Below are 24,782 nucleotides of genomic sequence, written 5' to 3' on the forward strand. Positions count from 1 at the left end.
TCTCTTTGATAGTATCGTATTTAAAGTCGTAGCTTCTGATATTTACTTAAATAGCGGTCATGCTTTAGAAGGGCAACCACTGAGTGCCATGAGCAAGGACTCTTCCTGAGTAGGAATTAGCTTCAACTGTCGGCTTTAGGCAACGATTGACTTGGGAATGTGGAATGTCAAATGTCGAGCTATAGCTCCACAGGTGAGAACAAATAACAGATGAACGACCAAGTTGTGACTTTTATACACGCGTCCGACCTCCATCTCGACTCTCCATTTGTCGGCTTGGCGGATCGCTATGGCCCAAGAGTCCGTGATGCTGCGACGCAAGCCTCTATCTCGGCATTAAATTCTCTTGTACGCAATGCGATCGATCTGCAATGTGATTTTGTAGCCATAGCCGGGGATCTTTACGATGGTGTTTCCGTCGGCGTAAGAGCAAGGGCGGCCTTTTTGGATGCCGTGCACACTCTGTCTGAGCACGAGATACGGGTTTGTGTGGCCTTGGGAAATCATGATCCTCTGGATGAGCAATGGCTGCGTTCGTCTAATCTTCCTAGTAATCTGACGATTTTTGATAGTTCTGAGCCCGAAGTTCTTACTTTCCCTAGCCGCAGCGGTCTGGTTGTCAATGTTGTTGGAGTCTCTTACTCAATACGAAACGAGAGCCGAAACTTAGCTTCAATGTTTCTCCACAAGAGTGCTTTGGATGGATCTGCGGTTACTGTTGGCATATTGCACTCCAATGTTGGTAGCGTCAAAGAACATGCCCCCTATGCACCTGCAAATTTGGACGATATAACTCGTCTCGAATATGATTACTTTGCGCTTGGCCACATCCATTCCTTTGAGGTGCTCTCGCAAAGGCCAATGGTTGTCTATTCAGGCACTACTCAGGGGCGGAGTTTTAAATCTTCCGAACAGGGTGCTAAGGGTGCTTTGGTAGTTTCAATTCGCCCTGAGGTTACTCCCGTGCTGAGATTTGTCGAGTTGGGCACCTTTCGTTTTGAGAAAATCTTGGTAGACCTCTCATCTCTAGAGTTGGGTGAGGATCCGCTTGATGCCATGGACTACATCTATGGGGTTGTCTCAAGCGAAATATCTACACTTTTGGAGGGGACTTCGCATCCATCGCGTCGCTTTTTATTGAGGGTGGTTTTGAATGGTCGGGTTAGCTCGAGGATTCGTATCGCAGAACACCTTAGGGAATATACGGATTTGCTCGGTGACAAAATTGTATCTGGGGGTGGCGGGGATTTTGTCATTTTGGAGTCGATACGTGATGAGACAGCCTCGTATTTTGACTTAGATGAGATCGACGTAGTTTCAATTTCGGAATCAGGTGGCTTTTTGAGTTTGCTAATCGAGGATTTCAATACCGACGGAGGCCACCTTGGTACAGGGGAAACCACGACGACGACGGAGGCAATTTTAACTTCGCTGTCCCGTCTTCGAGAGCGGTCAAAGGTTTCTAGCGAAATCATAGCCCTCGTGAGAGCAACTTTTTCTAGCAGCGATGCCCTAGATGGCTTTAACCTAGCAGAACTGGATCGCAGGGTTATCGGAGAGGTCTTGATCAATCTCCAGGCTCGGACAGAAAGTGCTCGCTAGATGACCTCCAACTCCATTAGTGTTCACGTCAAGACTATATGGGCGGATCAAATTGGTGCTTTAGACAAGCGCTCTTTAGGAGTTTCGAATTTACAACTTGGCGGGGCACTAAATGTGGTTATCGGACCAAACGAAGCAGGAAAGTCAACACTTCGACGGGTCGTCTCCTTTGTTTTATTTGGAAGCGAATTTTTGTCTTATCCTATAAAGGCAGGTTTGACCATAGGGGTTGGAGATATGGTCTATGAACTCCAAAGGGAGGCTCAAAGTCACAAGGCTAGTCATCGGATATTTGTAAGATTGCGCTCTGACCTTAACCCAGGGGCTTCACCGGATGATTTTCCCGGGACCTTCACCCTTGTTGATCAGGACTATATTAGAAGGACCCTGATTGGAGTCGATTCACTTACCTTCGATAGCGTCTATTCGATCGCCCCAGAGGCGCAAATTTTGAACGAGAAGATAGCGATGGCCACCACTGCAGAGATGATGGCCGGCGCTTGGTTGGTAGGTGGCGGTGAAAACCCCACTCAATTGGCCAAAAAATACGCTTCGAATAGTGATGGAATTTGGCCACCAAGAGCCACTGGCATCGATACGCTGTCGTCAATGGCCAAGGAGTTCCGAGAGCTAGAAGATAAAAAAAGAGAGCTGTTCGGGCGGTCTTTGAGCTATGACGACAAATTAGCCACGATCGATCGACTGACTCAAGAGCGTCGTCACGCAGTTCAAGGTCTAAACGAAATTGAAGTTGAACTTAGAAATTACGAAGTTGCCCTCAAACTAGTCGAGATTAAGGCTGAGGTCGGCAACCTACGCGCTCTTCTTTTGCCCTTTGTGGATACGCGGATATTAACGGATGCAGAAGTATTTAAGCTACGAGAACTTTTGAGCGAGAACGACTTTAGGGTTAGACACTATGAAGCCATAAAGGCGGAACTTGAGGCTCTTAGCTCCTTGGACGAGCTGGGCAACCTAGATATTGACAGAAGCTCCCTTCGTTTGTTGCTTGAAGAGATGAGGACGCATCGCGAACTCTACTTCCGTGCCAAAGCCCGTAACAACGCTATCGAGGAGTCGCTAAAACGCTTGGAGGGGGAGATCCAAGAGACACTGGGTGTCGAGGGTCTCCCCTTTATTAGCCCGCTCAAGCTTGAGATGTTGGGGAAAATTGAGGGAGAATTGATTCGAATTAGAGGCAAACTTGCGCAAATCACCTCAATCGAAGGCGCTCGAGATCGAACCTTGGATGTACTGATCGATCTTGATGTCCAGCTCAACAGGGAAATGGCTGCACTCGGCGGTTTTGACCTACCGTCGATAAAGAGCTGTGACACCTTGAATTCGAGGGAGTTCTCGACGCAGCTGAATCAAGAGATATCTACCATTATCTCCCTCTGCGACGAAGCCATTGCGCTGCAGGCTCGCAAGGTCGAATATGGATCGACTCTAGGATTGGCCGAAGATGTGGCGTCTAGGACTAGAGGGGTCCTAAGGTTCGCTCCTTACTTTCTGGTACTTTCTCTACTTGGAGCAATATCTATCTTTTTGTTTTCCGGAGCTGCGATGGTTCTGAGAGCTCTTTTGTCATTTGCTCTCATTGCTTTTGGTGTTTTCGTTCTTTTTTTTGCCAGCAATCGTTTCAACGGTCTCAAATTGGGGAACGCTCTAGGTACGGTGGATGCGTTAAATCGACAGATCGATAAGTTGGCAGGTGATCTTCGGAGCGTCTATGTGGGGTCGATAGAGTTTGGAGCTATCAGAGATAAAGCTATTGCGATGGTGAGCCTTGCTGATCGACTTGGCCATATCTTTTCACTACAAAGACAAAAGGCAGAAGAACGGGACTCTTTAGAAGATCAAATCACGCTAATGACAGGTTCATGGGTGAGGTCTCGGGACGATGTAGCGGCGAGCCTCTCTGAAATGGGTGTCGATAAGATTGACTATTTCTTGAGTGAGAAAGGCTCATTGGCTCTCAAAGGGGCGATTGAGGATCTCTCGAACTTCTCTCGGATGAGTAGCGAATGTAAAAGCGGACGTGAGATCACTGATAGCTTTGAGGCATCTTATTCTAAGCTCTGTGAGATTTTGGCAATAGATAATCTCTCGTTTGAAAGAGATGTTATTTTGGCTGTGTTGGACCAAGCGACATCGATAGTTGAGGCTAAGGACGACTTTGACCGACAGTTCGAAGCCAAAAGTGCTCAATTCCAAGCACTTCGACTTCAGATCTTCTCTCAAGAGGTTAAGAACGCCATCGAAACGTTTGGCCCCTCGAACATGGAACAACTAGAGAGACACCTTGAGCAACAGCGCTGGTTACTTGACAGGCGTGCTCATATGAAAGTCTTAGAAAGTGAGCTTCGGAGTCTCTCTCACCGGCTAGATGGGAGTCTATTTTTGTCCGAGCATGTCGCGTCAAAGGATGCAATAGATAGGATCGTCTCCGACCTAGAGGCCTCGCAACTGGTCGCTAAGGATACCGTGGCTAAGATTGATTTAGATCTAGGTGAGCTTCGAAGTCAAAGTTCACTTTTAGCGACCGACGATGAAATGACTACCCTGAGCACCGAGATTGAATTTTTAAAGGCGCGTTTTGTTGGCCGACTTAGGGAATGGTATATCAACGCTCGAAGCCGCGAGATCTTAGAGTCGGCCATGGGGAGATATGCTAGCGAGCGCATAGGGGAGATCTCTGAACTTTCGTCGAAGTTCATTACGGATGCGACAGGCGGACGTTATGTCAGGGTTCACTATGATCTGGATCGATCTGGTCTTGAGATGATGGATGGCACTTTGTTGGCGTTCAAAGACCTATCAAGGGGAACTGCAGACCTGGCATACCTGATAACACGCTTTAGCGCTGGGCAAACGCGAAAGGTAAGGATTGGGAGCGATCTTGTTAACCTGCCATTTATCCTGGATGAAACATTCGCCCATCAGGATGGTTTGCGACTAGATGAAATTGTTAAAATCTTGATAGCCATCGCCAACGATCGCCAGGTGATAGTCTTTAGTTGCCATGACCATATTGCCAGGCGATTTGTTGAACTCTCTAAGGATAGGCCTGACGCTAGAGCGACTATAGTGGTAGACGTAAGATAAATTCTGCTGAGCCGCTGGCTCCCATCTAATCTTGGTTTTTCTAAGTAATAGGTGGTGACAAGGTCGATTAAGTTCGCCGTCGTGGAAGGTCAATAATAATCCCCAAGGGATTCAAAGAGGTAGTGATATCGTGCGTCCATTTTTCTCGGTGGCGTCCACAAAGGTAAGAGATTCATTTCCAGGCATTTCATTTGGACGTCTGGGTTTGGCAAATGTAGCTAGGGTTCCAATCGCAATGGCCCCCCTTGCGTTGGTAATTTCAGAGGGTAAAACTAAGAGTGCCTTGGCAATGGGTTCGTTCATGGTTTCAGCCTTCACCATTGGCGAGATCTTTCTTTCGTCTCGACTGGCTAAGTTGGGTGATTCTATCGATCCAAATTCGGCTCTGATACGACTGCTTTTTCCTTTAATTTTTATATGGGGATTATTTGGAGTTCTCTCATCCCATGTTTCAAACCCGATTGTATTTGGCGTTCTTGCACTATCTTCCCTTTTGATTGGCGGAATCGGAGCAGGTTTATTTGGTATCTCTCGAAATATTGTTTTGGATGGACCAAAGGTGCTCAAAGGCAGTGCTAAATCTCGTGACCGCCTGATTTCTCTAGATACGTCGCTAATGGAGGTCTTTTTCTTGGTCTCGCCAATAGTCGTCTCGTTTGCCGTTGTTCTCGGCGGTTCGGCCTTTGGCGCTATAGTCACTTCTTTTGTGAGCCTGGGTGGTCTTGGAGTTGCCTTCTATTTCAAGAGAAGCGGCCGTATTGAGACCAAAAACCAAAATTCGAACGCTGATTCAACGGTTTTAAGGGGTAGCCATCCTTTTGAAGGCGGCTCGCTGAAGCTCAAGAGTAAGGGTGAAAGCGTTTGGTTTTCCAAGTCTCGCCTGTGGATCTTTTTAGCTTCAGCGGGAGAGGGAGTTGCCGAAGGTGGGCTCATCATCGCCATACCCTCCATTTTGCTGGAGAATCATCAAAGTGTTGGATTTGCCGGAGTGGCCATTGCGATGATTTCACTTGGCAGCATTACCGGTGGAACGGTTGCAACTGCCTTTTCTCATTCGTTATCGCGTATTGATATTCGAGTCCGACTGGCCCTGTTTCTCTTGGGTCTTTCTGGTGGGGTAGTGGTTTTGACGACCCTGCACAGCCTTTTGTCGATTCTTATTGCTACGTTTATTGCTGGGCTTTTTGTAGCTCCTATAAACACTGCTCGTGCATTGGCTATTGGTGCGACTGTCTCAGAGGGGCAAAACGCCGAGGCGTTTGGGGCTCTATATGGCTCCTATTCGATTGGCTTTGCGCTTATAGGCCTCATATTGGGGATCTTTGGAACATCAGTGCCGGCGGCATCACTACTTGGTGCGACAGCATTCCTATCACTTTTGATCGCCCTATACCTTATGCTTACTCGTCGCAGCAACTTTAGTGGGCTGTCACGGACTACTCCTACCGGATCTGCGATTGTAACGAATTAGAGTCCCCCTCTCTTTTGATATCCTTGGGTAAAGAACGTCTTTTTGGCGTTCTTTACCTTGATTTTCTTCTAGTGCAAAAGCGCCATATGCAAAAGGTCCCAATTGACCCTGTGGCTGCTGTAAAAGAAGGAATATACCCTTTATCTAGATCCGTGCGCTTTTTTGGAGAAGGTAGATTTAGCCGAATATCCTATAAAAGCTCCGGTAGAGATAGAGGGCAATCCTTGGATTGGAGAAGGCGAGATTTAGGTTTGCTAGATAAATGTCACAGGAGGGGACTCGAGAAGCCAGGCTCGTAGTTGGAACTGAAGACGAATCAAGTTTGGTGACACTCTGGTATCGTCGGCCTTTTTTGTCGGACCTGTCTCCTTTTGTAAGAAGTTGATCGATCTGTTTTGACAAATTACAAGTTCGATTTCATTTGGACTTGTAGATTTGCTTTAATCTTTTTCACGGCCTGGCAGAGCTTTTCAGCTGTGTCCTTCAGTGTTCATCGGCAGTGGAATACTTTAAGTAGTTGCCTAGTTGCAGGGTGACCTAGAATTGATCTGGGTGTGACCATAGGAAATGGTCAAGCGGCCCTGCTCCTGAGCCAAGTGCCCAGGACGATCCCCCCATGATTGCCTTGGTTGTGTAGATCTTTGCGTTTCTTATGGCTTGGTCTATGGGTTGACCGCAGGCAATTTGGGCTGCCAAAGCAGCAGAAAAGGTGCATCCCGTTCCATGGGTATTTGGGGTGGCGATTCGATTGGTCCGGAGGTTTGATACATTTTGTCCATCGAAGAAGATATCGATCGATTCATCGCCTTCTAGGTGTCCACCTTTTATGTAAACGTATTTGGGGCCAAAGCGATGAATTAGTTGTGCGGCTCGTACCATTTCAGATTGGTTTGTTATCTCGATTTCACTGAGAAGTTCGGCCTCTGGAATGTTAGGAGTGACTACATAAGCATATGGAAGCAGAAATTCGCGATAGCCGCTGACGATCGACTGCGGACTCAGAATGTCTCCAGATGTGGCGATCATAACCGGATCTACGATTAATTTTGGTAAAGTCCCCCTGCGAGCAAAGTCTGCAACAATCTCAAGCAACTCGATAGATCCCAGCATCCCAGTCTTGGATCCTCGTATGAAAAAATCTGAGGTAACCGCATCGATCTGGGCGTAGAGACTGAGTGGGCTCATTAGATCGATCGCAAGGACCCCTTTGGTATTTTGAGCCGTGACTGCCGTGATGGCCGAAGTTCCATAGGCACCGTTGGCAGCAAAGGCCTTGAGGTCGGCTTGGATTCCAGCACCGCCGCCGGAATCCGAGCCTGCGATGGTGAGAGCCACTGGAGGTGTTCTAGTTCCTGGATACATAGAGTTGACAACCTTGTTAGTGCGAATCGCTACGCTATTTTCTTTCTTAGCAAATATTAAGAATAAGTCAAAATCACACCAAACGTGTCCTTTAGACCTACTTTAAGTGAGAATTACTACTTTCCCATTTGATTATCAGGTTTATTGGGCGATCATTCCTTCGGTTGGTGAACTAGCAAGTGCTTGATCGCGTTTGGGTATTCGCCCACTTATTCTTGTTAAGTATCCAGCCTCAAGCGCCAGCGCGAGAGACTTCGCCATCAATTCTGGGTATTGGGCACGATTGATCGCTGATGCGACCAACACGCCATCGCAGCCAAGTTCCATTGCTTGACTGACGTCTGATGCCCCACCTACGCCTGCATCTAAGATGACTGGAACGTTTGAGTGGTTCGTGATCGACTCTATGTTGTAGGGATTTAGTATTCCAAGGCCCGATCCGATGGGCGATCCCAGAGGCATAACTGCTGCCGCCCCTGCGAGTTCTAGTCTTCGGGCCAAGATCGGGTCGTCGCTGCAATAAGCCATAACTAGAAAGCCTTCATTGGCGAGGCTCTCAGTGGCTCGTAGAGTTTCTATTGGATCAGGAAGCAAGGTGGCATCGTCGGCGATCACTTCGATCTTTATGAACTTCGTCCCTAGCACCTCAGATGCCAACTTTGCGGTTAATATTGCCTCTTTGTGGCTATAGCAGCCCGCAGTATTGGGCAGGATTTTCAAGTTCAGCTCACCTAGGAGCTTGTAAAGTCCCATTGAACTGGTCGGCTCGAATCGTCGAATTGCTACGGTCGTTAGAGATGTTTTAGAGGCAATCAATGCTGCCTTTAGTGCGCTGAGCGAAGTCATGCCTCCACTGCCGGTTATGAGACGCGAAGAGACCTCTTCGCCACCGATGACTAGCGGGGGATAGGGAGTGACTGGTTCGGTCGCGTTTGCTTGTGCGGTAGTTGTCATTTGAATATCTTTTCGCAGTGGTCTTTCGATTTGGTCCCGTATGTTCTTAGTTTTAATATGTCTTTAGTCGTGCCAGATCAAAACCGCCAAGACGAGTACATTTCTACGGGTTTTATGCTTGGTATCCTAGTACTTGGAGGAGTCAAATCTCCTTTCGAATTTATGGGAATCGAGGCAGATAACTACTATTGAATGTCATAGATGATATTATCCACCTGCAACAATCGATACTATCTCAATTTCTTCGCCACCTGTAATTATTCGCATGGTCCACTGGCTTTTATGTATGATTTCTTGGTTGATTGCGATTGCTACCCCTATTGTTGGAATGGTTAGTTCGTCCAATAGCGCTGCCAAACTTATTGATTCATTGATCGATAAAGCCTTGCCATTGATGGTTATATCGATGTCTTTTCGAAGGTTCAATTAATTGCTCTTTCAAATTAGATCATAAAGACCGTCTCTGTATGGACCTCTATGGATTGCCCTAGGCCATTAGTTGATTAAGGTTGGCCCCAAGCGACAGGTAGGGGCGATCTCGGTTTGTTTTATTACCAGAGGTATGGCGTGGTCTTGTTTGACTTTCTACCGTGTCTTTTTTGTTTTTCATTCTTCTACCCAATTTCTATCCTTATAATTTGCGACTGCTTACCTAAGGCGATTTGGAGTAAATAGTCCTAGTTCGATAGAGGTTGTAGGCCCAGAGATCATCTCGGCAATTCCCCTGCCAATTATTGAAGAGAGCAGGATTCCATGGCGGAAGCTACCAAGTGCGCAGAAAAGATCTTGTTCGACCTGACCCAAAATTGGAAAGTTGTCGTTAGTGGCTGGCCGAAAGCCGACGTTGATCTCGGCGATCTCCATCTCTCCCAATGCAGGTATTACTCTCAGAGCGTCACGAAGTAGTTCATAGGTGGATCGCACCTTTGTGCTAGCGTCAAATCCCTTTTCCTCTTGCGTGGCACCGATAACAATCTCCCCGTCCAGGCGAGGAACGATATAGCCCGATCTGCCCTCTACCAAGTAGCGAACAATTCGCTCTGGAGCAGGTGTGAATTTGTTTGTCCTTATTCGTATTACTTCTCCGCGTACTGGCCTGAGCGAGTCGTAGATAAAGTCGGGAACACCCTTGATGGCATCCTTGGTTACGCCAAATGCAAGAACGATTTTGTCGGCTTTGATGCAAGTCTCGTCTTCAAGGGAGATTTCGAAGGAGTCCCCAATTCGATTTATCTGTGTCGCGTCGTGCGTTACGAAGTCAACGCCTAGGCGCTTGGAAGCTTCAATTAGGGCGATGTGTGCTTTTCTGTTGTCAACTTGGTTGTCAATCTCAGTAAAGATACCACCAGAAATCATGGGTGAAAGGGTTGGTTCTATCGAATCGAGTTCGCTCTTAGAAAGGTAGGTGCAGGCAAGTCCGAGTCTGTCGTAAAAACTTTTTGCACGGTTGATCTCGACTGTGTCATTTGGGGTAGCTCCAATCAGTAGTGATCCAGTGTTTCGCAGACCCACGTCCAGACCGAAGTCATCTCTTAGCTTCTCGGCGAGTTCCCCCCAGTATCGTGCAGCTCCAAGCATCGTATCTAAGAGGCGTTCTTCTCCATAGACGGCTTCTGCGACGGGTGCTAACATCCCAGCGGCGACCCTGGTGGCACCCCTGGCCACATCTGCGTCCAGTACGGAGATGTTGAGTGATTTTGTCGACGCCAAGTGGTAGGCGATAGACGCCCCGGTAATCCCGCCGCCAATAATTGCTATTTTTTGATCTTTGCTCACTTAGGACATCTTAGGTCGTTGAATTGGGTGGTCAAAATAATGTGATAAGTGATTTCCTCTAAGGCCGATACCTTGCCTACTATCAACCTTAGGTTTTGAGTCGGCTTTGACTAACTTCATATGCTGGGTTGGATGATTTGAAGTTACGAAAGGTATTGAGGCCAAGTGGAGGTTCGAATTCTGGTCTCTCCTTAAGTGATCACTTCTATAGATGCCATATCTTTGCTTCATCAATGTTTCAGCTTGATATATTCGACTAGCTTAAATTCTTACACCTATCAAGTTGAGATAGTTCAAAATAAGCGTGCATTGCTTTGCAATTTGGATAAGAATTAAGTAGCTGGGCTTTTGGCGCCTAGATTGCCCAGCGTTTACTTTAGTCGCTTGAATTTAGCAGTTAAAGATTGAGCTGCCCTTGTAGTTAGAGTACATGGGCTGGCTATCGAACGAGTGGGAGAAAATAACTTGAAATCTACTATGCAGGAATCAAAGCTTTCTGTCCCGTTTATCTTTCGCCATGGAGAGATGCTTTATGGGAATTCGAAGATCCTCAACTTCGATGGAGAGAATGTCGTTGAATTTACCTATACTCAGGTGGCCAAGAGGGCGCACGCTCTTTCAGGTGCGCTTCGTGACCTCGGCGTGGGCAAAGACGACAGAGTAGCCACTTTTTGCTTTAACCACAATCAGCACCTTGAGGCTTACCTTGCGATTCCTTCTATGGGTGCTATTTTGCACACCTTAAACGTGCGCCTTTTTGCAGACCAATTGGAATTTATTGTGGACGATGCCCAAGATAAGGTCATTATCGCGGATGGGATTGTCTTGGGACTTTTGTTGAGAGTCTTAGGTCGCTCAACCTGTGTTCGAGACGTCATCATAGTTGGTGGCTACGACCACAGCGCGATAGAGGCTTTCGGCAATACTTCAAATATTCAATTTCACGAATACGAGGCGTTGATTGCAAACGGTGTCGACGTGGGTCACTTTGTCGAGCCTGACGACGAGAACGACGCTGCCGCGATGTGCTATACCAGTGGAACAACTGGAAAGCCTAAAGGCGTTGTTTATTCTCATCGCTCAACTTGGTTGCATTCAATTGCAGCATCATCGTCCGCCTCGCTTGGCCTCTCTACCATGGATCGATGTCTTGTGATAGTGCCAATGTTTCATGCAAATGCTTGGGGAATACCCTATGCTGCGTGGATGGTCGGTGCCGACATGATTATGCCAGGGAGATTTCTTCAGGCTGCCCCGTTGGCTAGGATGATTAGCGAACTCGCTCCAACTGTGGCCTCTGGGGTGCCGGTGATATGGAATGATCTATTGCATTACGCAAAAGACAACGAGGTGGATTTCTCATCTGTGAGGATTCTATCGGCTGGTGGCTCTTCGGTTCCTCGTTCATTGATCGAGGGCTTCAGGGATCGATATAATATCTCACTCGTCCAGGGCTGGGGGATGACTGAGACATCGCCTCTTTGCACCCTAGCCATTCCGCCAGTCGGAACCGATCCAGAACGTGCTATCGAATATCAGGTAACAGCTGGCCGCCCGGTAGCGGGGGTTGAGATCAGAATTGTTGATGCCGAAGGCATTGTTGCTCCTAATGATGGTACGACGTTAGGCGAGATTCAAGTTAGCGGCCCCTGGATAGCAAGTAGCTATTACAAGGGTGTCAATCCCGAGAGCTTTGATGGGGGATGGTTGAAGACCGGAGATATGGGCACTATTGACGCGCAGGGGTACCTTCGAATTACCGATCGCACTAAGGACGTGATTAAATCTGGCGGAGAGTGGATCTCGTCGGTTGAGCTAGAGAATGCCATTATGTCACATCCATTGGTTTATGAGGCCGCCGTGATTGGTGTACCAGATTCCAAATGGGATGAAAGGCCGCTGGCTTGTGTAGTTGTGGCCCCGGGAAGTGAACTCAGTGCAACAGAGCTTTCAAACTATATCTTAAAGATGGTGGCAAAGTGGTGGCTACCTGAACGGTGGAGCTTCGTGGATGAGATTCCAAAGACGTCAGTTGGCAAGTTCGACAAGAAAGTTCTGCGTAATCTCTATTCACAGGAGAAACTTGCGATAGAGACGATCTAGGCGAGAGTTTCATTCGAGAAGTTGATAGGTGAAGTGGACTCTGGCAATTTTACGGCCATGGCGACATTGCGACAGACAGACTTGTTGCTAAGACTAAGTTTTAAGGCGTGACTAGCATTAAAGATGATATCGACCAGAAGTTTCGCCAGGTAGCCATTCCCTATCTGGAAAAGTACATAGCCATCAAGTCTCTTTCTCCGGCATTTGATCCGCACTGGGAAGAATCTGGAGAGATTGCAAGAGCGCTCGAGTTGTTCAGCGCATTCGTTGGGCAGCTCGAGATACCTGGTTGCGTGGCTTGGGTCTCGCAGATCAAAGGTCGGACACCTGCTTTAGTGATCGAAGTTCCACCTTCATCTCCTGAGATTGTGGCTCCTGGTGTCCTTTTGTATGGTCATCTTGACAAACAGCCCGCTAGCGGCCCCTGGATGGAGGGAACCGACCCCTTCGAACCCCATATGCGAGGAGACTTACTGTATGGGCGAGGCGTGGTCGACGACGGTTATTCGATCTTTGCTGCCCTTTTGGCGATTGATGCTCTTGCGCGTCGGGGGCTACCGTATCCACGGTCTGTTGTGATAATTGAGGCAAGCGAGGAGAGCGGCAGTCCGGATCTTTCTGCTCATCTTGATCGCGCCAAGGAAGTGCTGGGCGAGATTGGTTTGGTGGTATGCCTCGATGCGGGTGGCCTGGACTTTGAAAGAGTTTGGGTGACTACCTCGCTTAGAGGGAATTTAGTCATAAGGGTAAATGTCAAAGTTCTAGAGCACGGCGTACATTCGGGTGAAGCTGGCGGCGTGGTGCCATCGTCCTTTCGGATACTTAGACAGCTGTTGTCTAGAATAGAAGACGAGAGAACGGGTGAACTGATACCCCAACTCCTTCGTCCTGAGATTCCGCAGTTTTTCATTGATGGCGCGAACGCGTTAGATAGTCAACTTCGTGATCCGCTGGCACGGGCTTTTCCTATTGTCGATGGTCTAGCTTTGGATGGCGACGGCGCGCAGCGAATTTTAGCTCAGACATGGAAATCGTCTCTCTCGGCTATCGGAATTTCTGGAATTCCCGATGTCGATGAAGGCGGAAATGTATTACGGGCCAATACCCAACTTAAGATCTCACTTAGAATTCCTCCATCGGTGGATCCCCTCGCCGCACAGGATGCGATCGTCGAACTCCTCTCGAACGACCCTCCCTATGGGGCTCTCGTTGAGATAGAGTGCGAGGAGCCCGCCGCAGGATGGGTTGCCAATATTCCTGCGCCCTGGTTGATGGATGCGCTCTCACGTGGATCCCAGGATGCCTTTGGAAAAGATCCTGGATTTTGCGGTGAAGGTGGCAGCATCCCATTTTTAGCAATGCTCGGCGAAAGGTTTCCAACTGCGCAATTTGTAGCAACGGGTGCGCTTGGGCCTGGTTCTAATGCACATGGGCCAAACGAATCCCTCAACATTGCTTTTGCCTCTGGAATATGCACTGTGGTCGGCCACCTTCTTATTGCCGCTAGTTTATGTGAATGAATTAGGGTAGCAATTTTTCGGTAGATTGGTTACTTGACCCAAGGATGGCAATTTCTTAAATGAACATCACTATTGTGGCACAATTTTGCAAATTTAATGGCTTGATTGAAGTGCCAATGGTCGGCTAATTTACCCGTTAACTGCATGATTGAAATTATTCAAAGGGTATATTCACTTATTTGCCTTCCATAATTTTATCTTTAACGTGAGGTAATCTATTTTTTATATTCTTGTGCTACAGCTAAGGATAATGAAATAAGGTGTTTCGCTATTGGCACATTTAATATCTAAATATGCCTGATTGATCTGTTCATAAAATTGGTAATTATTGCACTATATGACAACTTCACGAAGGTCGTGGTCGATAGGGACCGCCAGAGGTGTCTTGGAATGGTCTTTGACATGTTGCCTACATCGTTTAGCTTGTCTGGTTTTTAAGACCATTAGTCTGCGACATAAGAGTAATGACCTCAATAACTAGTTGACTTATCACTTGCCTGAAATGAAATGCGCAAAAAGCGATTGAGTTGAAATGGTGGTGATTAAACCACCGGATTAAATTCGATATCTTTCTCATTTATCTCAAGTTATTACTAGTAATTTTTTTTTGCGTGATGGTCATACCGTGATAATACCGATGTAGTGAGACCTGTTGGTTTCTAATTCGAATAGAGCAGTAATACTCTATTCAATACGTGATTTAGATAGGTGAATTTAGCAACTGGGATGATCTAGTTTTAAACGAGCCAGAGTTCAAGATAGATTGATATGGTGTCGATTAAGAATCGTAGAGCAATCTCAAATGTTTATCTGCAAAGCGGCGGTTGGGATGTTTGGATGCGACTTGGCCGATGGGGTTCATTTCCAATAAATAAAAAAGGTGGCCGATCTTGGATATCAAGCTCGCTGAAAGTAGTGCACCGGTGGCCGGGTTTGGTAGCTTTGAAGATGCCTCACGATCACTTCTAACATATCTGCAGCAAAAGGTAGGGTTAGACCTCTGGATGGTGACTCGTACCGTTGATCCGTATTGGACGATCTTGGAGGTAGCAGGGTCAAAATTCGGGATTCAGGCAGGGGCGGTTCTTTCCTGGAGCGATTCGATCTGCTCAAGAATGATAGCCGGGCTAGGGCCTAATATCGTGCCCTGTCTAGAAGACGTTCGTCAATACATGGAAGCGGCAGTAGCTTTGACCCATGGCCTTGGCGCCTACGTAGGGGTTCCGATAACCTATTCGGACGGTTCTCTTTTTGGTACGCTGTGCGGCATCTCCACCCAGAAGATGGATGAGGCGATTTTACAGTATCGAGATGAAATCCATTTGATGGCTCGCTTGCTATCAACGGTTTTGGCCTTTGAACTAGAGCGAGATTGTCTTGAGCGTTCGATTGACGCTTTTGAAGATGATCTGAGGTCAAAGAGAAGAAATGGAGCCCTTGGCGTAGGGGACTTTTTTGGTGCGCTCAGGCGCGAAGGTGAACGTGGAAGGCGATTATTCACACCTGTGCTTGTCGGAGTGATTGATCTAGTCTTAGAGCCGGGTAAAACCCCAAGTAGCGACTATGACGTTGTGACCCACAAACTCTCGTTTTCCATAAGAACTAACAGGTTGGCCCGCGGCACAATAGGGAAACTGTCCCAGGGTGAGTATGGTTTTTTCGTCTGTGAGCTTTTTGGTAACTCAGCGATTCAATATTTGGCGATGCTGGAGAATATGTTAGGGGATCTGGGCGTCAAGGCAACGGTTCGCAGTGAACAGATGCCGGCAGGATCGGATCTTCCTCGTTACTTCGAAGAGTTTTTAGGGCGAGGTATTTAAAGCTATAGCCATAACTGTCTATCACTATCTCGCTGGAATCCCTCTCGTCAATCTCAGAACAAAGCCAATCCGCGCTAGGATTCCCAGATCTGAATGCGATGACGGGGTTCACGTGTCGCCTACTTGCCGCGGTTTGTATGGATGCTTACGCCGTGAGATCGATAACTTAGGAGCTAACGTTCGTCCAAAGTCGGCCCGTCGCTTTTTGTGATCGGGTGAAGGCCAATTTGCTCTTCCTCTTTTGGGCTTGGATTGATTGGCCTGTGATTTAGCCTGTGATTTAGCCTGTGACGAGTGCTATCAGCTTGAGTGGCAGACTCATCGATTCGATCGAATTGAAGCTTTGGCATTTTGGTGTTACCTGTCTTTAATCTTTAGGATGTAAGTTCTTTCTTTGTCATGAATGCGCAGGGCCAAGAAAATAGCAAGTGGTTATTTGCTGACCTTAAATCGGTGAGTAAAAGTCTGCGTGTTACCTTAGTCGTAACGACGATATTTTTTCTCTCATTGGGCTTGGTCCGCGTGTCACAGCTAATTAGGGGTGCCCCGGTAGTCCCTAACGCGGTAGTTTCTCCGACGAAGTTGCAGAAAATTGCTGGCTTTGGGGCATCTGGTGCATGGTGGTCTGGTCCTGTGTATTCGATGCCCAAGTCAAGCCGTCTCGAAGTCGGAAAGTTGCTTTTTTCATCCAAGGGGCTCCAGATGAGCCAATTTCGATACAATGTGGGTGGCGGAGGCGTCGGGGTCACAACGTCTTGGAAGGCCCCGCCGACTTTTTTGAATGCAAATGGAAGTTATAACTTCAACAACGACCCAGCGGGAACCTATTTTCTCAAGATGGCCAAGGCTTATCATGTTCAGGATTTAGTTGCTTTTGTCAATTCGGCCCCACCAATCTTTACCTCTAACCATCTGAGTTGTCGGGGATTTTTGTCGTTCCGGCAGGTTGCTCCCTACGCAAGATATTTGACCCACGTCGTGGTAGGCCTAAAGAAACACTTGGGGATAGACGTTAGCTATCTCTCTCCGATGAACGAACCTGACTTTTCGATGGCGCCGTGCAAGCAAGAGGGGATGAGGGTCCCTGTGCCTGTTCGGGCTCTGCTTGTGAGCACTTTGGGAAAGGATCTAGCCAAGTCGGCACCTTGGTGTCATATAATAGCAGATGAGTCATCTCAAATAGCGTTCCAGCTTATTCCTGAGGTGTCCCACTGGGTTCATCATCTCAATGCAATTAAGTACATAGCCGCCTTCGCACACCATAGCTATGATTATCCAGGCCCTCAGGTCCTAAGCGATATGAAGAGTGTCTTTGCTCGTTTGGGACTCAACTCCTGGATGACGGAGATCTGCTGTTTCAACGGAAAGCGTTTTGGCTATCAATACGATCCAACCATGGTCTCTGGTATGTGGCTCGCTAAATCCATCTTTAACGATCTTTTTTATGGTGGGGATTCGGCCTTTGATTGGTGGACTGCGCTTTCGCCTAATATTGGCTGCCAGCCCAATCTCTCAAGCGGATGCGCCTCTAACGTCAACATTCTCGGTAGGAATGACGGCCTCGTCTATTACGACATTAACTATCCAAATGACCACAACTATAAGTTCTATTTGACTAAACGGTATTATGTTTTTGGTAACTTTTCTAAGTTCATGCCCATCGGATCGGTTCTACATGGCGTAGTTGGTCTGCCCAATGGGATTGAGGCAATCGCTAGTCAAAAGCTAGGTAGCTGGTCTGTCGTTCTGATCGACGATCGATCAGTCAATTCCCCTACAGTGAAGATCAAGATTGCCCTGCCAACGCAATTTAGTTCATCAAAGGTAGTCTCTAGCGCTCTCACGAGTGCACGTAGCTCCTGGGCGAAGATTTCAAATGCGTCAATGGCGCAGAATGTTTTGACATTCAACTCTGCGCCACAGAGTGTGAGTTCGGTTATGGTCTCGCCAACGCCGATTCGCTAGCTATCTGTTCCGATAAAGATTCGATAAGGATACCGTCTTAGTCTCTAAGATTTAGCTTTTAGAGGGCTAGTCATTCAGATTTTGGCCGATAGCAAATGCACGATATAGCCGAATCGGTTACGCGTTACTTGTGCCATGAAGGTTTCAACAAGAGGCCAAAGTCCACGAGAGTCAAGATATAGTTGCTATACGAGGTAGATGATTTTATGCAAGACAAAACTAAAGTGCGCAAACGTTTTGGAGTCATCATGGCGGCAGGAGAAGGCACGCGAATGAAGTCGTCGCGTCCCAAGCCGCTAGTTCGTATCTGCGGTAAGCCTATGGTCCTGCATATCTTAGAGGAGATTCTAAAGGCAGGCATAACCGACGTGGTTGTCGTCGTGGGCTTTCGTGCCGATGTTGTAAGGAACTCCATACTAAGGCTGGCTCCCGCCGGAATGCATATAGAGTTCGTCGAACAAAAGGCTCAGCGAGGGACGGGCGACGCTCTGGCAACTGCCATGACAGCCTTGCCAGACCCGATAGCATTTGATATCGACGCGCCACCTATGGTTCTTGTGGTTCCCGGTGATACGCCGTTAATTCGCGCCGAGACCATCGAGGCTATATTTGCTAGTCACGTACGAGATAATTCTGCGCTTAGCGTGAGTTATACCGATCTTCTGGATCCCAGCGGTTACGGAAGGGTGATCTTTGGTAAGGACGAAAAGGTGCTCAGGATCGTTGAGCACAAGGATGCGACAATCCAAGAGCGAGACTGTACTTATGTAAATTCGTCGATCTATGTGGCTAACTTGGATGTGCTTTCTCCGGCGCTGCGTCGGCTGAATCCGTCAAATGTACAAGGCGAGTATTACCTTACTGACGTTGTGGAGATTCTTGCTAAGGCGGGATACCATGTAAGTGGATACGAGATTTCTGACCCAGATGAAGCCTTGGGCGTAAATGATCGCCGTCAACTCGCTAGTGCAGAGGCGAAGATGCGAGAGCGAATCAATGCCTCCTTCATGCTCAAAGGGGTAAACTTGGTGGACCCGAACAGCATCTATATAGATTCCACTGTAGAGATCGGCCAAGATACGACAATTTGGCCAGGTACATTTTTAATTGGTCAAACGACGGTGGGCCGAGGTGCTGAGATTGGTCCCGAGGTACGTATTAGCGACTCGGTGATCCAAGATGGCGCTAAGGTTGTGAGATCGGACCTTGAAGGTTGTCGGGTCGGTGAAGATGCTATTGTTGGACCCTATGCGGTGCTTCGATCAGGTGTAAAGATCGACGATTCGTCAAAAAGTGGATCGTTTGTAGTTTTGGAGTAAATGTGGAATTAGTCCCTCGTAAACGTCTTGAGATCTATTCAGGTAGGTCGCACCCAGAACTCGCTGCCGAAGTTGCGCTCCACCTCGATGTACCCTTGGGTCAAGTTGACCTAAGGGAATTTGCAGACGGGGAGATCTACTGTCGCTTTGGCGAGTCGATTAGAGGTAAAGATATCTTTATCATCCAATCACACGCCTACCCGGTAAATTCGGCGATCTTTGAACAATTGAATATGATCGATGCCGCTAAGAGGGCCTCAGCAAAGCGAATTACGGCGGTCTGCCCATACTATGGCTACTCAAGGCAAGACCGAAAGGCCTCGGGTCGTGAGCCAATCACGGCCAAATTGGTGGCTGACGTTCTAGCCACTGCGGGGGCTGACAGGATTATAACTTTAGATCTGCATTCCGGTCAGATCCAGGGGTTCTTTGATGGTCCAGTTGATCATTTGACTGCGATGCCGGTATTGATTGACTATTTGAAGGCCAACCACACCGCCGATACCGTGATCGTGGCTCCCGATGCTGGTCGTGTAAAGGTTGCTTCTCGCTTTTCGCTCTATTTGGACATGGAACTAGCATTTGTGCACAAGAGACGACCTCGTGGCAAAGCCAATGTTGTGGAGGCACTTGATGTCGTTGGGGATGTTGCAGGTAAACGCTGCGTTATTATCGACGACATGATCGATACTGCAGGAACTATCTGCGCTGCAGCCGAGTTGTTGATAAGCCAAGGAGCAGCTGAAGTTTGGGCGATGGCTACGCATGGCATTTTGAGCGATCCAGCGACTAAGCGCCTCGAAGAGTCGCCAATTTCTAAGGTTGTAATTACCAACACCCTTCCGCTTCTTCCTGAGAGGAGGATCGCCAAGTTGGAGGTGCTCTCGGTCGCCCAAGTAATAGCGGCAGCTATTGGCGCAGTCTTTGAGGATACCTCCGTCTCGGATATCTTTGGTGGAGAAAACCTTTCATGACGATTTTGCCCTGCCGGCTATAGAGCGATTAGGGCGGCGTGTTGGCTTTTTACCACTAGGATGCTTTGGGTTATATTCAACTCTTTTTGACGAGTGAATTCATACGTTCTAGTTCTTTGATGTACGCGAGGTTTATTAAAAGTGTCCGATTCCATATTGCAGGCCCTAAGCGGAAGAGAGCTTGGTAGCCGACCTTCAAGTCGCCTTAGAAGGCAAGGTTTTGTGCCAGTAACGATCTATGGAAAGGGAAGCGAACCAAGGTCGATAGCAGTACCTGCTCGAGAACTTAATGCCCTAGTCATTCATCGTAAGCTAATGGGTGCAATTTTGGAGATTGAGATTGACGGAAAGCCTCAGACGACCTTGGTGAAGGATATTCAACGTCATCCAGTTCGGCGAAGCCTTCTTCATATGGACCTTCAATTGCTCTCAGCGAATCAAGAGGTCGTTGTCACGGTGACTTTGGTAGCAGGTGAGGGCGTTGAGCTTGAACTCGACAACCTAGAGGTATCGGGACCAACTTCAGAGATTCCTGCGACTATTGATGTCGGACCGGAGTTACTGGTCGATGGAATGATCTTGGCGTCTGCACTGGGCTTGCCCGCGAAAGTTACACTTCTAACTCCGAGTGATACCGTCGTCGGCAAGGAAGCTGGACTTCGCGAAGCTGAGTAGGTGATCGCCGTTGCGATCTGTTAAATTAGTCTTAGGCCTAGGAAATCCTGGTCGCCAATTTGAGAATACCCGTCACAATTTCGGTGCGATTGTCCTAGATAGAGCCGTCAAGGATCGAGGTCTCAAGCTCATTCCTTCACTTAGAAGCCACAGCCTTTTAGCGGAGGATCGAGATGGACTGGATGTCGTTGCCTTTGCATTCCCTCAAACATTTATGAATAATTCTGGGAATGCTTTGGCGGGCCTATCCAAACGTTATAAGTTAAAGGAAACTTCTGATCTGATCGTCATACACGACGAACTAGATCTCCCACCGGGATCCATAAAGGTAAAACGTGGTGGAGGAGTCGCAGGTCACAATGGATTAAAGTCTATTGTGGCACAACTGGGTTCCTCTGATTTTGTGCGAATACGCGTTGGAATTGGACGTCCGATTGGGACGCAACCGGTTCGCGACTACGTCCTTGCACAGTTGAAGCCGAGCGATCTGGCCGGATATGAAGGTGCATTTGAACTTGGCGTAGCTGCCCTACAGAATGTACTGGGAAAAGGGGTCGATGCCGCAATGAATGAAATCAACAGGAACTAGCGTTTCAGCTTTTATATGTCTATAATCTCTCATCTTGCCAAGGTTTTGGATTCCAGAGGGGTCTTCGATGAGATCTCGTTGTCTCGAAGTAAGAGCGTCTATCTAAAAGAGCCAGGGTTTGCCTTTTTGGTAGCCCGTTACGCTCGTGCTAGGAATGACTCCCAGCGGGTCATTGTGGTAGTGCCTTCAATGGCGGACGCGGAAGTCTTGGCTAGGGACCTAGAACCATTTCAGGACGAATTTTTTGCGGCAATTATGCCAAGTTGGGATACTCTGCCCTTTGAGAGATTGTCTCCACGTCTGGAGACGATGGCTATGCGCCTTAGGTGTCTTTGGGAGTTGACGCATCGGGAGAGCGCTATCTCCAAAACGGCTATTTGGATCGTTCCCGCTCGATCGTTAGCTCAGAAGATCGACCTCTCTAGCCTTGGGTTTACTCCAATTGAGGTCAACGTGGGTTCAACCATAGATATGGCTGAACTCGTTCGATCGCTTGGGGAATTTGGTTATCGACGTGAATATCAAGTTGAGTCTTTAGGTGAATTTGCGGTAAGGGGATCGATCGTCGATCTCTTTGCGCCTGGACTACCGTCGCCAATACGAATCGATTTTTTTGGCGATGAAATTGATCGATTGTCAAACTTCTCACTTGTAGATCAGTTGAGCACAGAAGCGCTTGCTAAGGCTACCATCTTTCCAATACGTGAGTTTCGCCCAAATGCTTCCCAACGTGGCGAGGCGTTGACCTTAGCCGATTCCATGGGGGTCCTATCTGGTATCTTTGAACAGATCTCTCAAGGAATTTACTTCGAAGGAATGGAGTCCTGGACTCCATTTTTCTCATCCTTTGATACCGCGTTTGAATCTTTATTGACCAAGGGTGACACCGTTATTGTGTCTGACTCACCCAGAGTTGTTGAGAGGATCTCCGCAATTGCTTCGGAAGAAGAAGATCTAATCTCGGTGCTAGGTCCAACTTGGGGGCTAAAGAGCGACGAATATTCCAGTGTGACGCTGTATGTACGAGCCGACAATCTCTTTGGCGATTTTGGCGGAGAAGTGATATTCCGCGATTCACTTGCTAGGTCGAGCGATTCAACTGTAATTGATATTGGTGGGGTAGGTCTCGGCGATCATAGAAGTGAGACTATCGTATCGGCCATTCGTAGTGACATGACTGCTGGTTTTTGTGTGTTGGTCAGCGCTGACTCTGCTGCGATGGCGAATCGGATTATCGCTTCCCTCAAGGACGAGGGCGTTGGCGCCTTTGCTATTCGCAATACTAACGAGCTAGAAGTCGCTCTTAGCAATCGACGCCGAGGCGGAGTCGGATGTTTTATCTCTGGGATCGAAGTTGGCTTTCGAAGTGCTCGCGGTGGCTTTGTGGTTATAGGACCTAGCGACTTTACTGGTCATAGGGTACGTCGCACCTCGACCTACTCTACCCGCAGCGCTCGTGGAGTAGGCGCTTTCTTTGATAGCCTTTCCGCGGGCGGTTATGTAGTACATGACTATCACGGAGTCGGGCGATATCTTGGGATGGTGCGACGCAGCATAAGTGGTGTTGAGCGCGACTATTTAGAGATCGAATATCGCGATAAGGCGAAGCTTTTTGTTCCAACCGATCAGATGGGAGCCCTAACCCCATATTCGGGTGGTGATAATCCCACTTTGTCTCGAATGGGTGGCACCGATTGGACAAAGACGAAGGCCAAGGTAAAGGCCTCGGTGGAGCGAATAGCCCAAGAGCTCGTCCTGCTATACCAAAAGCGTTTAGCAGCAGTTGGTTTTTCTCATGCTCCAGATACGAATTGGCAAGTGGAGATGGAGGAACTCTTCCCCTACACCTTGACGCCTGACCAGCAAAAGGCGATAGTCGAAGTGAAAGCCGACATGGAGAGCGATCGACCCATGGATCGTCTCATCTGCGGCGATGTTGGCTTTGGCAAAACCGAAGTCGCTATAAGAGCTGCCTTTAAAGCGGTTCAAGCTGGCAAGCAGGTAGCTATCTTGGTCCCAACTACTCTTCTGGCGCAGCAGCACTATCAGACTTTTTCGGAGAGGTTTTCCCCATTTCCAGTTCGAGTTGAAGTGGTATCGCGCTTTTTGTCGAATTCGGAGGCAAAAGAGATCATTGCCTCTCTAGGTGATAGAAGTGTTGATGTAATTATTGGGACCCATCGCCTTCTTTCGAAGGACGTTAAATTTGGGGACCTCGGTCTTTTGATCGTTGATGAGGAGCAACGCTTTGGAGTGACCCATAAAGAGGCCATTAAAGCGCTTAGCGTCAATGTGGATGTGTTGACCTTGAGTGCCACTCCAATACCCAGGACGCTTGAGATGTCTTTGACCGGTTTGCGCGATCTATCGCTTTTAAATACTCCTCCAGGGTCGCGTCAGCCTATTTTGACCTACGTGGGTGACTTTGACGAAGCCGCTGTTACTGAGGCGATTCGCCGCGAACTTCTTCGCGAGGGTCAAGTCTTTTATGTGCATAATCGCGTGATGGATATAGAAGCGGTTGCCTCGAGGATTCGAATGCTTGTTCCTGAAGCGAGAGTGGCGGTTGCCCATGGCCAGATGGAAGAGTCACACCTAGAGACGATTGTCGAAGATTTTTGGCGTGGCGAGTTCGACGTTTTGGTTTGCACCACCATTATTGAATCTGGAATCGATATGCCAACGGTGAATACATTGGTTGTCGATCGAGCTGAGCTGTTGGGACTAGGGCAGTTGCACCAGCTTCGAGGTCGAGTTGGACGTGCTGGCGTAAAGGCTTATGCATATCTATTTCATGCTCCTAACACCAAGCTTACCGAAGAAGCCTACGAACGGCTCAAGACCATTGGTGAGGCGATAGAGCTAGGTTCGGGTTTTAGGATTGCTATGCGTGACCTTGAGATTCGAGGAGCGGGAAGCCTTCTTGGTCATACTCAAAGTGGCCACATTGCAGCTGTAGGATACGACCTCTACGTCAAGATGGTAAAAGAGGCCATTGCCTATCTAAATGGAGAGGAGGTTGCACTACCGGTTGAATGTCGAATTGATATTCCTGTGAGTGCGACGATACCTCGAAGTTACATTGAAAAGGATGAGATTAGGTTAGAAACTTACAAGGAGTTGGCTGACTGTCAAAATGACGAGGCAATTTCAGCGATTCAATTGGCTTGGCAAGATCGTTTTGGTCCTGTTCCTGATGAAGCCAAAGCCCTCTGCGATGTGACGAGAATTCGTAATCGGGCTCTTTATTTGGCTATGACCGAGGTCAAGGGTGTAATCCAGAGCACGTCATTTCAAAGTAGATTGCGGATTACAATGGTTGGATTTTCACCAGCGTTGAGTGCCCTTGTAAATTTGAGGCGACGCTTTGCCAAAGCAGACTTTAGAGACATCTCTAAGACTCTCTCGATCGAAGTTGATAGTACTTTGGATCCAGTAGAGGTAATTCTCTCCATTATGGATCTACTTATTGAACGTGCTAACATCAAGTCGGCGAGGATAGGTTAGATTCTTAGGGTACCTTTTTGGATGCCAAATTCTTATC

Annotated in this window: 16 protein-coding genes; 12 read left to right on the top strand and 4 right to left on the bottom strand. The window is 48.0% G+C overall.

Annotated features, from left to right (window positions below):
* Positions 1-210 precede the first annotated feature (210 nt).
* From ACIDITHRIX25_RS84790 to ACIDITHRIX25_RS84800, 3 genes are all read left to right on the top strand, one after another.
* Positions 211-1,602 (top strand): metallophosphoesterase family protein, encoded by a 1,392-nt coding sequence (locus ACIDITHRIX25_RS84790; protein WP_052605175.1) that lies wholly within the window; start codon positions 211-213, stop codon positions 1,600-1,602.
* Positions 1,603-4,710, top strand: a complete 3,108-nt coding sequence (locus ACIDITHRIX25_RS84795; protein WP_201732081.1) for an AAA family ATPase — start codon at positions 1,603-1,605, stop codon at positions 4,708-4,710.
* A gap of 130 nt (positions 4,711-4,840) precedes the next feature.
* Positions 4,841-6,181, top strand: a complete 1,341-nt coding sequence (locus tag ACIDITHRIX25_RS84800) for an MFS transporter (RefSeq protein WP_052605173.1) — start codon at positions 4,841-4,843, stop codon at positions 6,179-6,181.
* A gap of 537 nt (positions 6,182-6,718) precedes the next feature.
* Here ACIDITHRIX25_RS84800 and thiD read toward each other — a convergent pair.
* From thiD to thiO, 4 genes are all read right to left on the bottom strand, one after another.
* Positions 6,719-7,543 carry a bifunctional hydroxymethylpyrimidine kinase/phosphomethylpyrimidine kinase gene (thiD, locus tag ACIDITHRIX25_RS84805; protein WP_201732082.1) on the bottom strand — a complete coding sequence of 275 codons (825 nt, stop codon included), beginning with the start codon at positions 7,541-7,543 and terminating at the stop codon, positions 6,719-6,721.
* 141 nt (positions 7,544-7,684) lie between these two features.
* Entirely contained in the window at positions 7,685-8,497 is an 813-nt protein-coding gene (locus ACIDITHRIX25_RS84810; protein WP_052605171.1) for a thiazole synthase, read from the bottom strand.
* A 207-nt stretch (positions 8,498-8,704) separates the two neighbouring features.
* Complete coding sequence (gene thiS / locus ACIDITHRIX25_RS84815; RefSeq protein ID WP_052605170.1) at positions 8,705-8,923, bottom strand: sulfur carrier protein ThiS; 219 nt, start codon at positions 8,921-8,923, stop codon at positions 8,705-8,707.
* Positions 8,924-9,145: 222 nt separating this feature from the next.
* Positions 9,146-10,273 carry a glycine oxidase ThiO gene (gene thiO / locus ACIDITHRIX25_RS84820; protein ID WP_201732083.1) on the bottom strand — a complete coding sequence of 376 codons (1,128 nt, stop codon included), beginning with the start codon at positions 10,271-10,273 and terminating at the stop codon, positions 9,146-9,148.
* A 465-nt stretch (positions 10,274-10,738) separates the two neighbouring features.
* Here thiO and ACIDITHRIX25_RS84825 point away from each other — a divergent pair, with 465 nt between their 5' ends.
* The 9 genes from ACIDITHRIX25_RS84825 (at position 10,739) to mfd (ending at position 24,745) form a co-directional block, all read left to right on the top strand.
* The gene (locus ACIDITHRIX25_RS84825; RefSeq protein ID WP_152625916.1) at positions 10,739-12,376 is read left to right on the top strand and encodes a long-chain fatty acid--CoA ligase; all 1,638 of its coding nucleotides are present in this window, start codon (positions 10,739-10,741) and stop codon (positions 12,374-12,376) included.
* Positions 12,377-12,483: 107 nt separating this feature from the next.
* Entirely contained in the window at positions 12,484-13,896 is a 1,413-nt protein-coding gene (locus ACIDITHRIX25_RS84830) for a M20/M25/M40 family metallo-hydrolase (RefSeq protein ID WP_201732084.1), read from the top strand.
* An 890-nt stretch (positions 13,897-14,786) separates the two neighbouring features.
* Positions 14,787-15,716 (top strand): hypothetical protein, encoded by a 930-nt coding sequence (locus ACIDITHRIX25_RS84835; protein WP_201732085.1) that lies wholly within the window; start codon positions 14,787-14,789, stop codon positions 15,714-15,716.
* 399 nt (positions 15,717-16,115) lie between these two features.
* Positions 16,116-17,681, top strand: coding sequence for a glycoside hydrolase (locus ACIDITHRIX25_RS84840; RefSeq protein WP_201732086.1), 1,566 nt, complete (start codon positions 16,116-16,118; stop codon positions 17,679-17,681).
* Between the two features lie 206 nt (positions 17,682-17,887).
* Positions 17,888-19,000 (top strand): bifunctional UDP-N-acetylglucosamine diphosphorylase/glucosamine-1-phosphate N-acetyltransferase GlmU, encoded by a 1,113-nt coding sequence (locus ACIDITHRIX25_RS84845; RefSeq protein WP_201732087.1) that lies wholly within the window; start codon positions 17,888-17,890, stop codon positions 18,998-19,000.
* Positions 19,001-19,002: 2 nt separating this feature from the next.
* A complete protein-coding gene (locus ACIDITHRIX25_RS84850; protein ID WP_052605164.1) occupies positions 19,003-19,974 on the top strand; it encodes a ribose-phosphate diphosphokinase in 972 nt (323 codons plus the stop codon).
* A gap of 141 nt (positions 19,975-20,115) precedes the next feature.
* Entirely contained in the window at positions 20,116-20,649 is a 534-nt protein-coding gene (locus tag ACIDITHRIX25_RS84855) for a hypothetical protein (protein ID WP_082058551.1), read from the top strand.
* A gap of 10 nt (positions 20,650-20,659) precedes the next feature.
* Positions 20,660-21,238, top strand: coding sequence for an aminoacyl-tRNA hydrolase (gene pth, locus ACIDITHRIX25_RS84860; protein WP_201732088.1), 579 nt, complete (start codon positions 20,660-20,662; stop codon positions 21,236-21,238).
* A 15-nt stretch (positions 21,239-21,253) separates the two neighbouring features.
* Positions 21,254-24,745, top strand: a complete 3,492-nt coding sequence (mfd, locus tag ACIDITHRIX25_RS84865) for a transcription-repair coupling factor (protein WP_052605161.1) — start codon at positions 21,254-21,256, stop codon at positions 24,743-24,745.
* Positions 24,746-24,782 lie beyond the last annotated feature (37 nt).

Source organism: Acidithrix sp. C25, assembly GCF_904848545.2.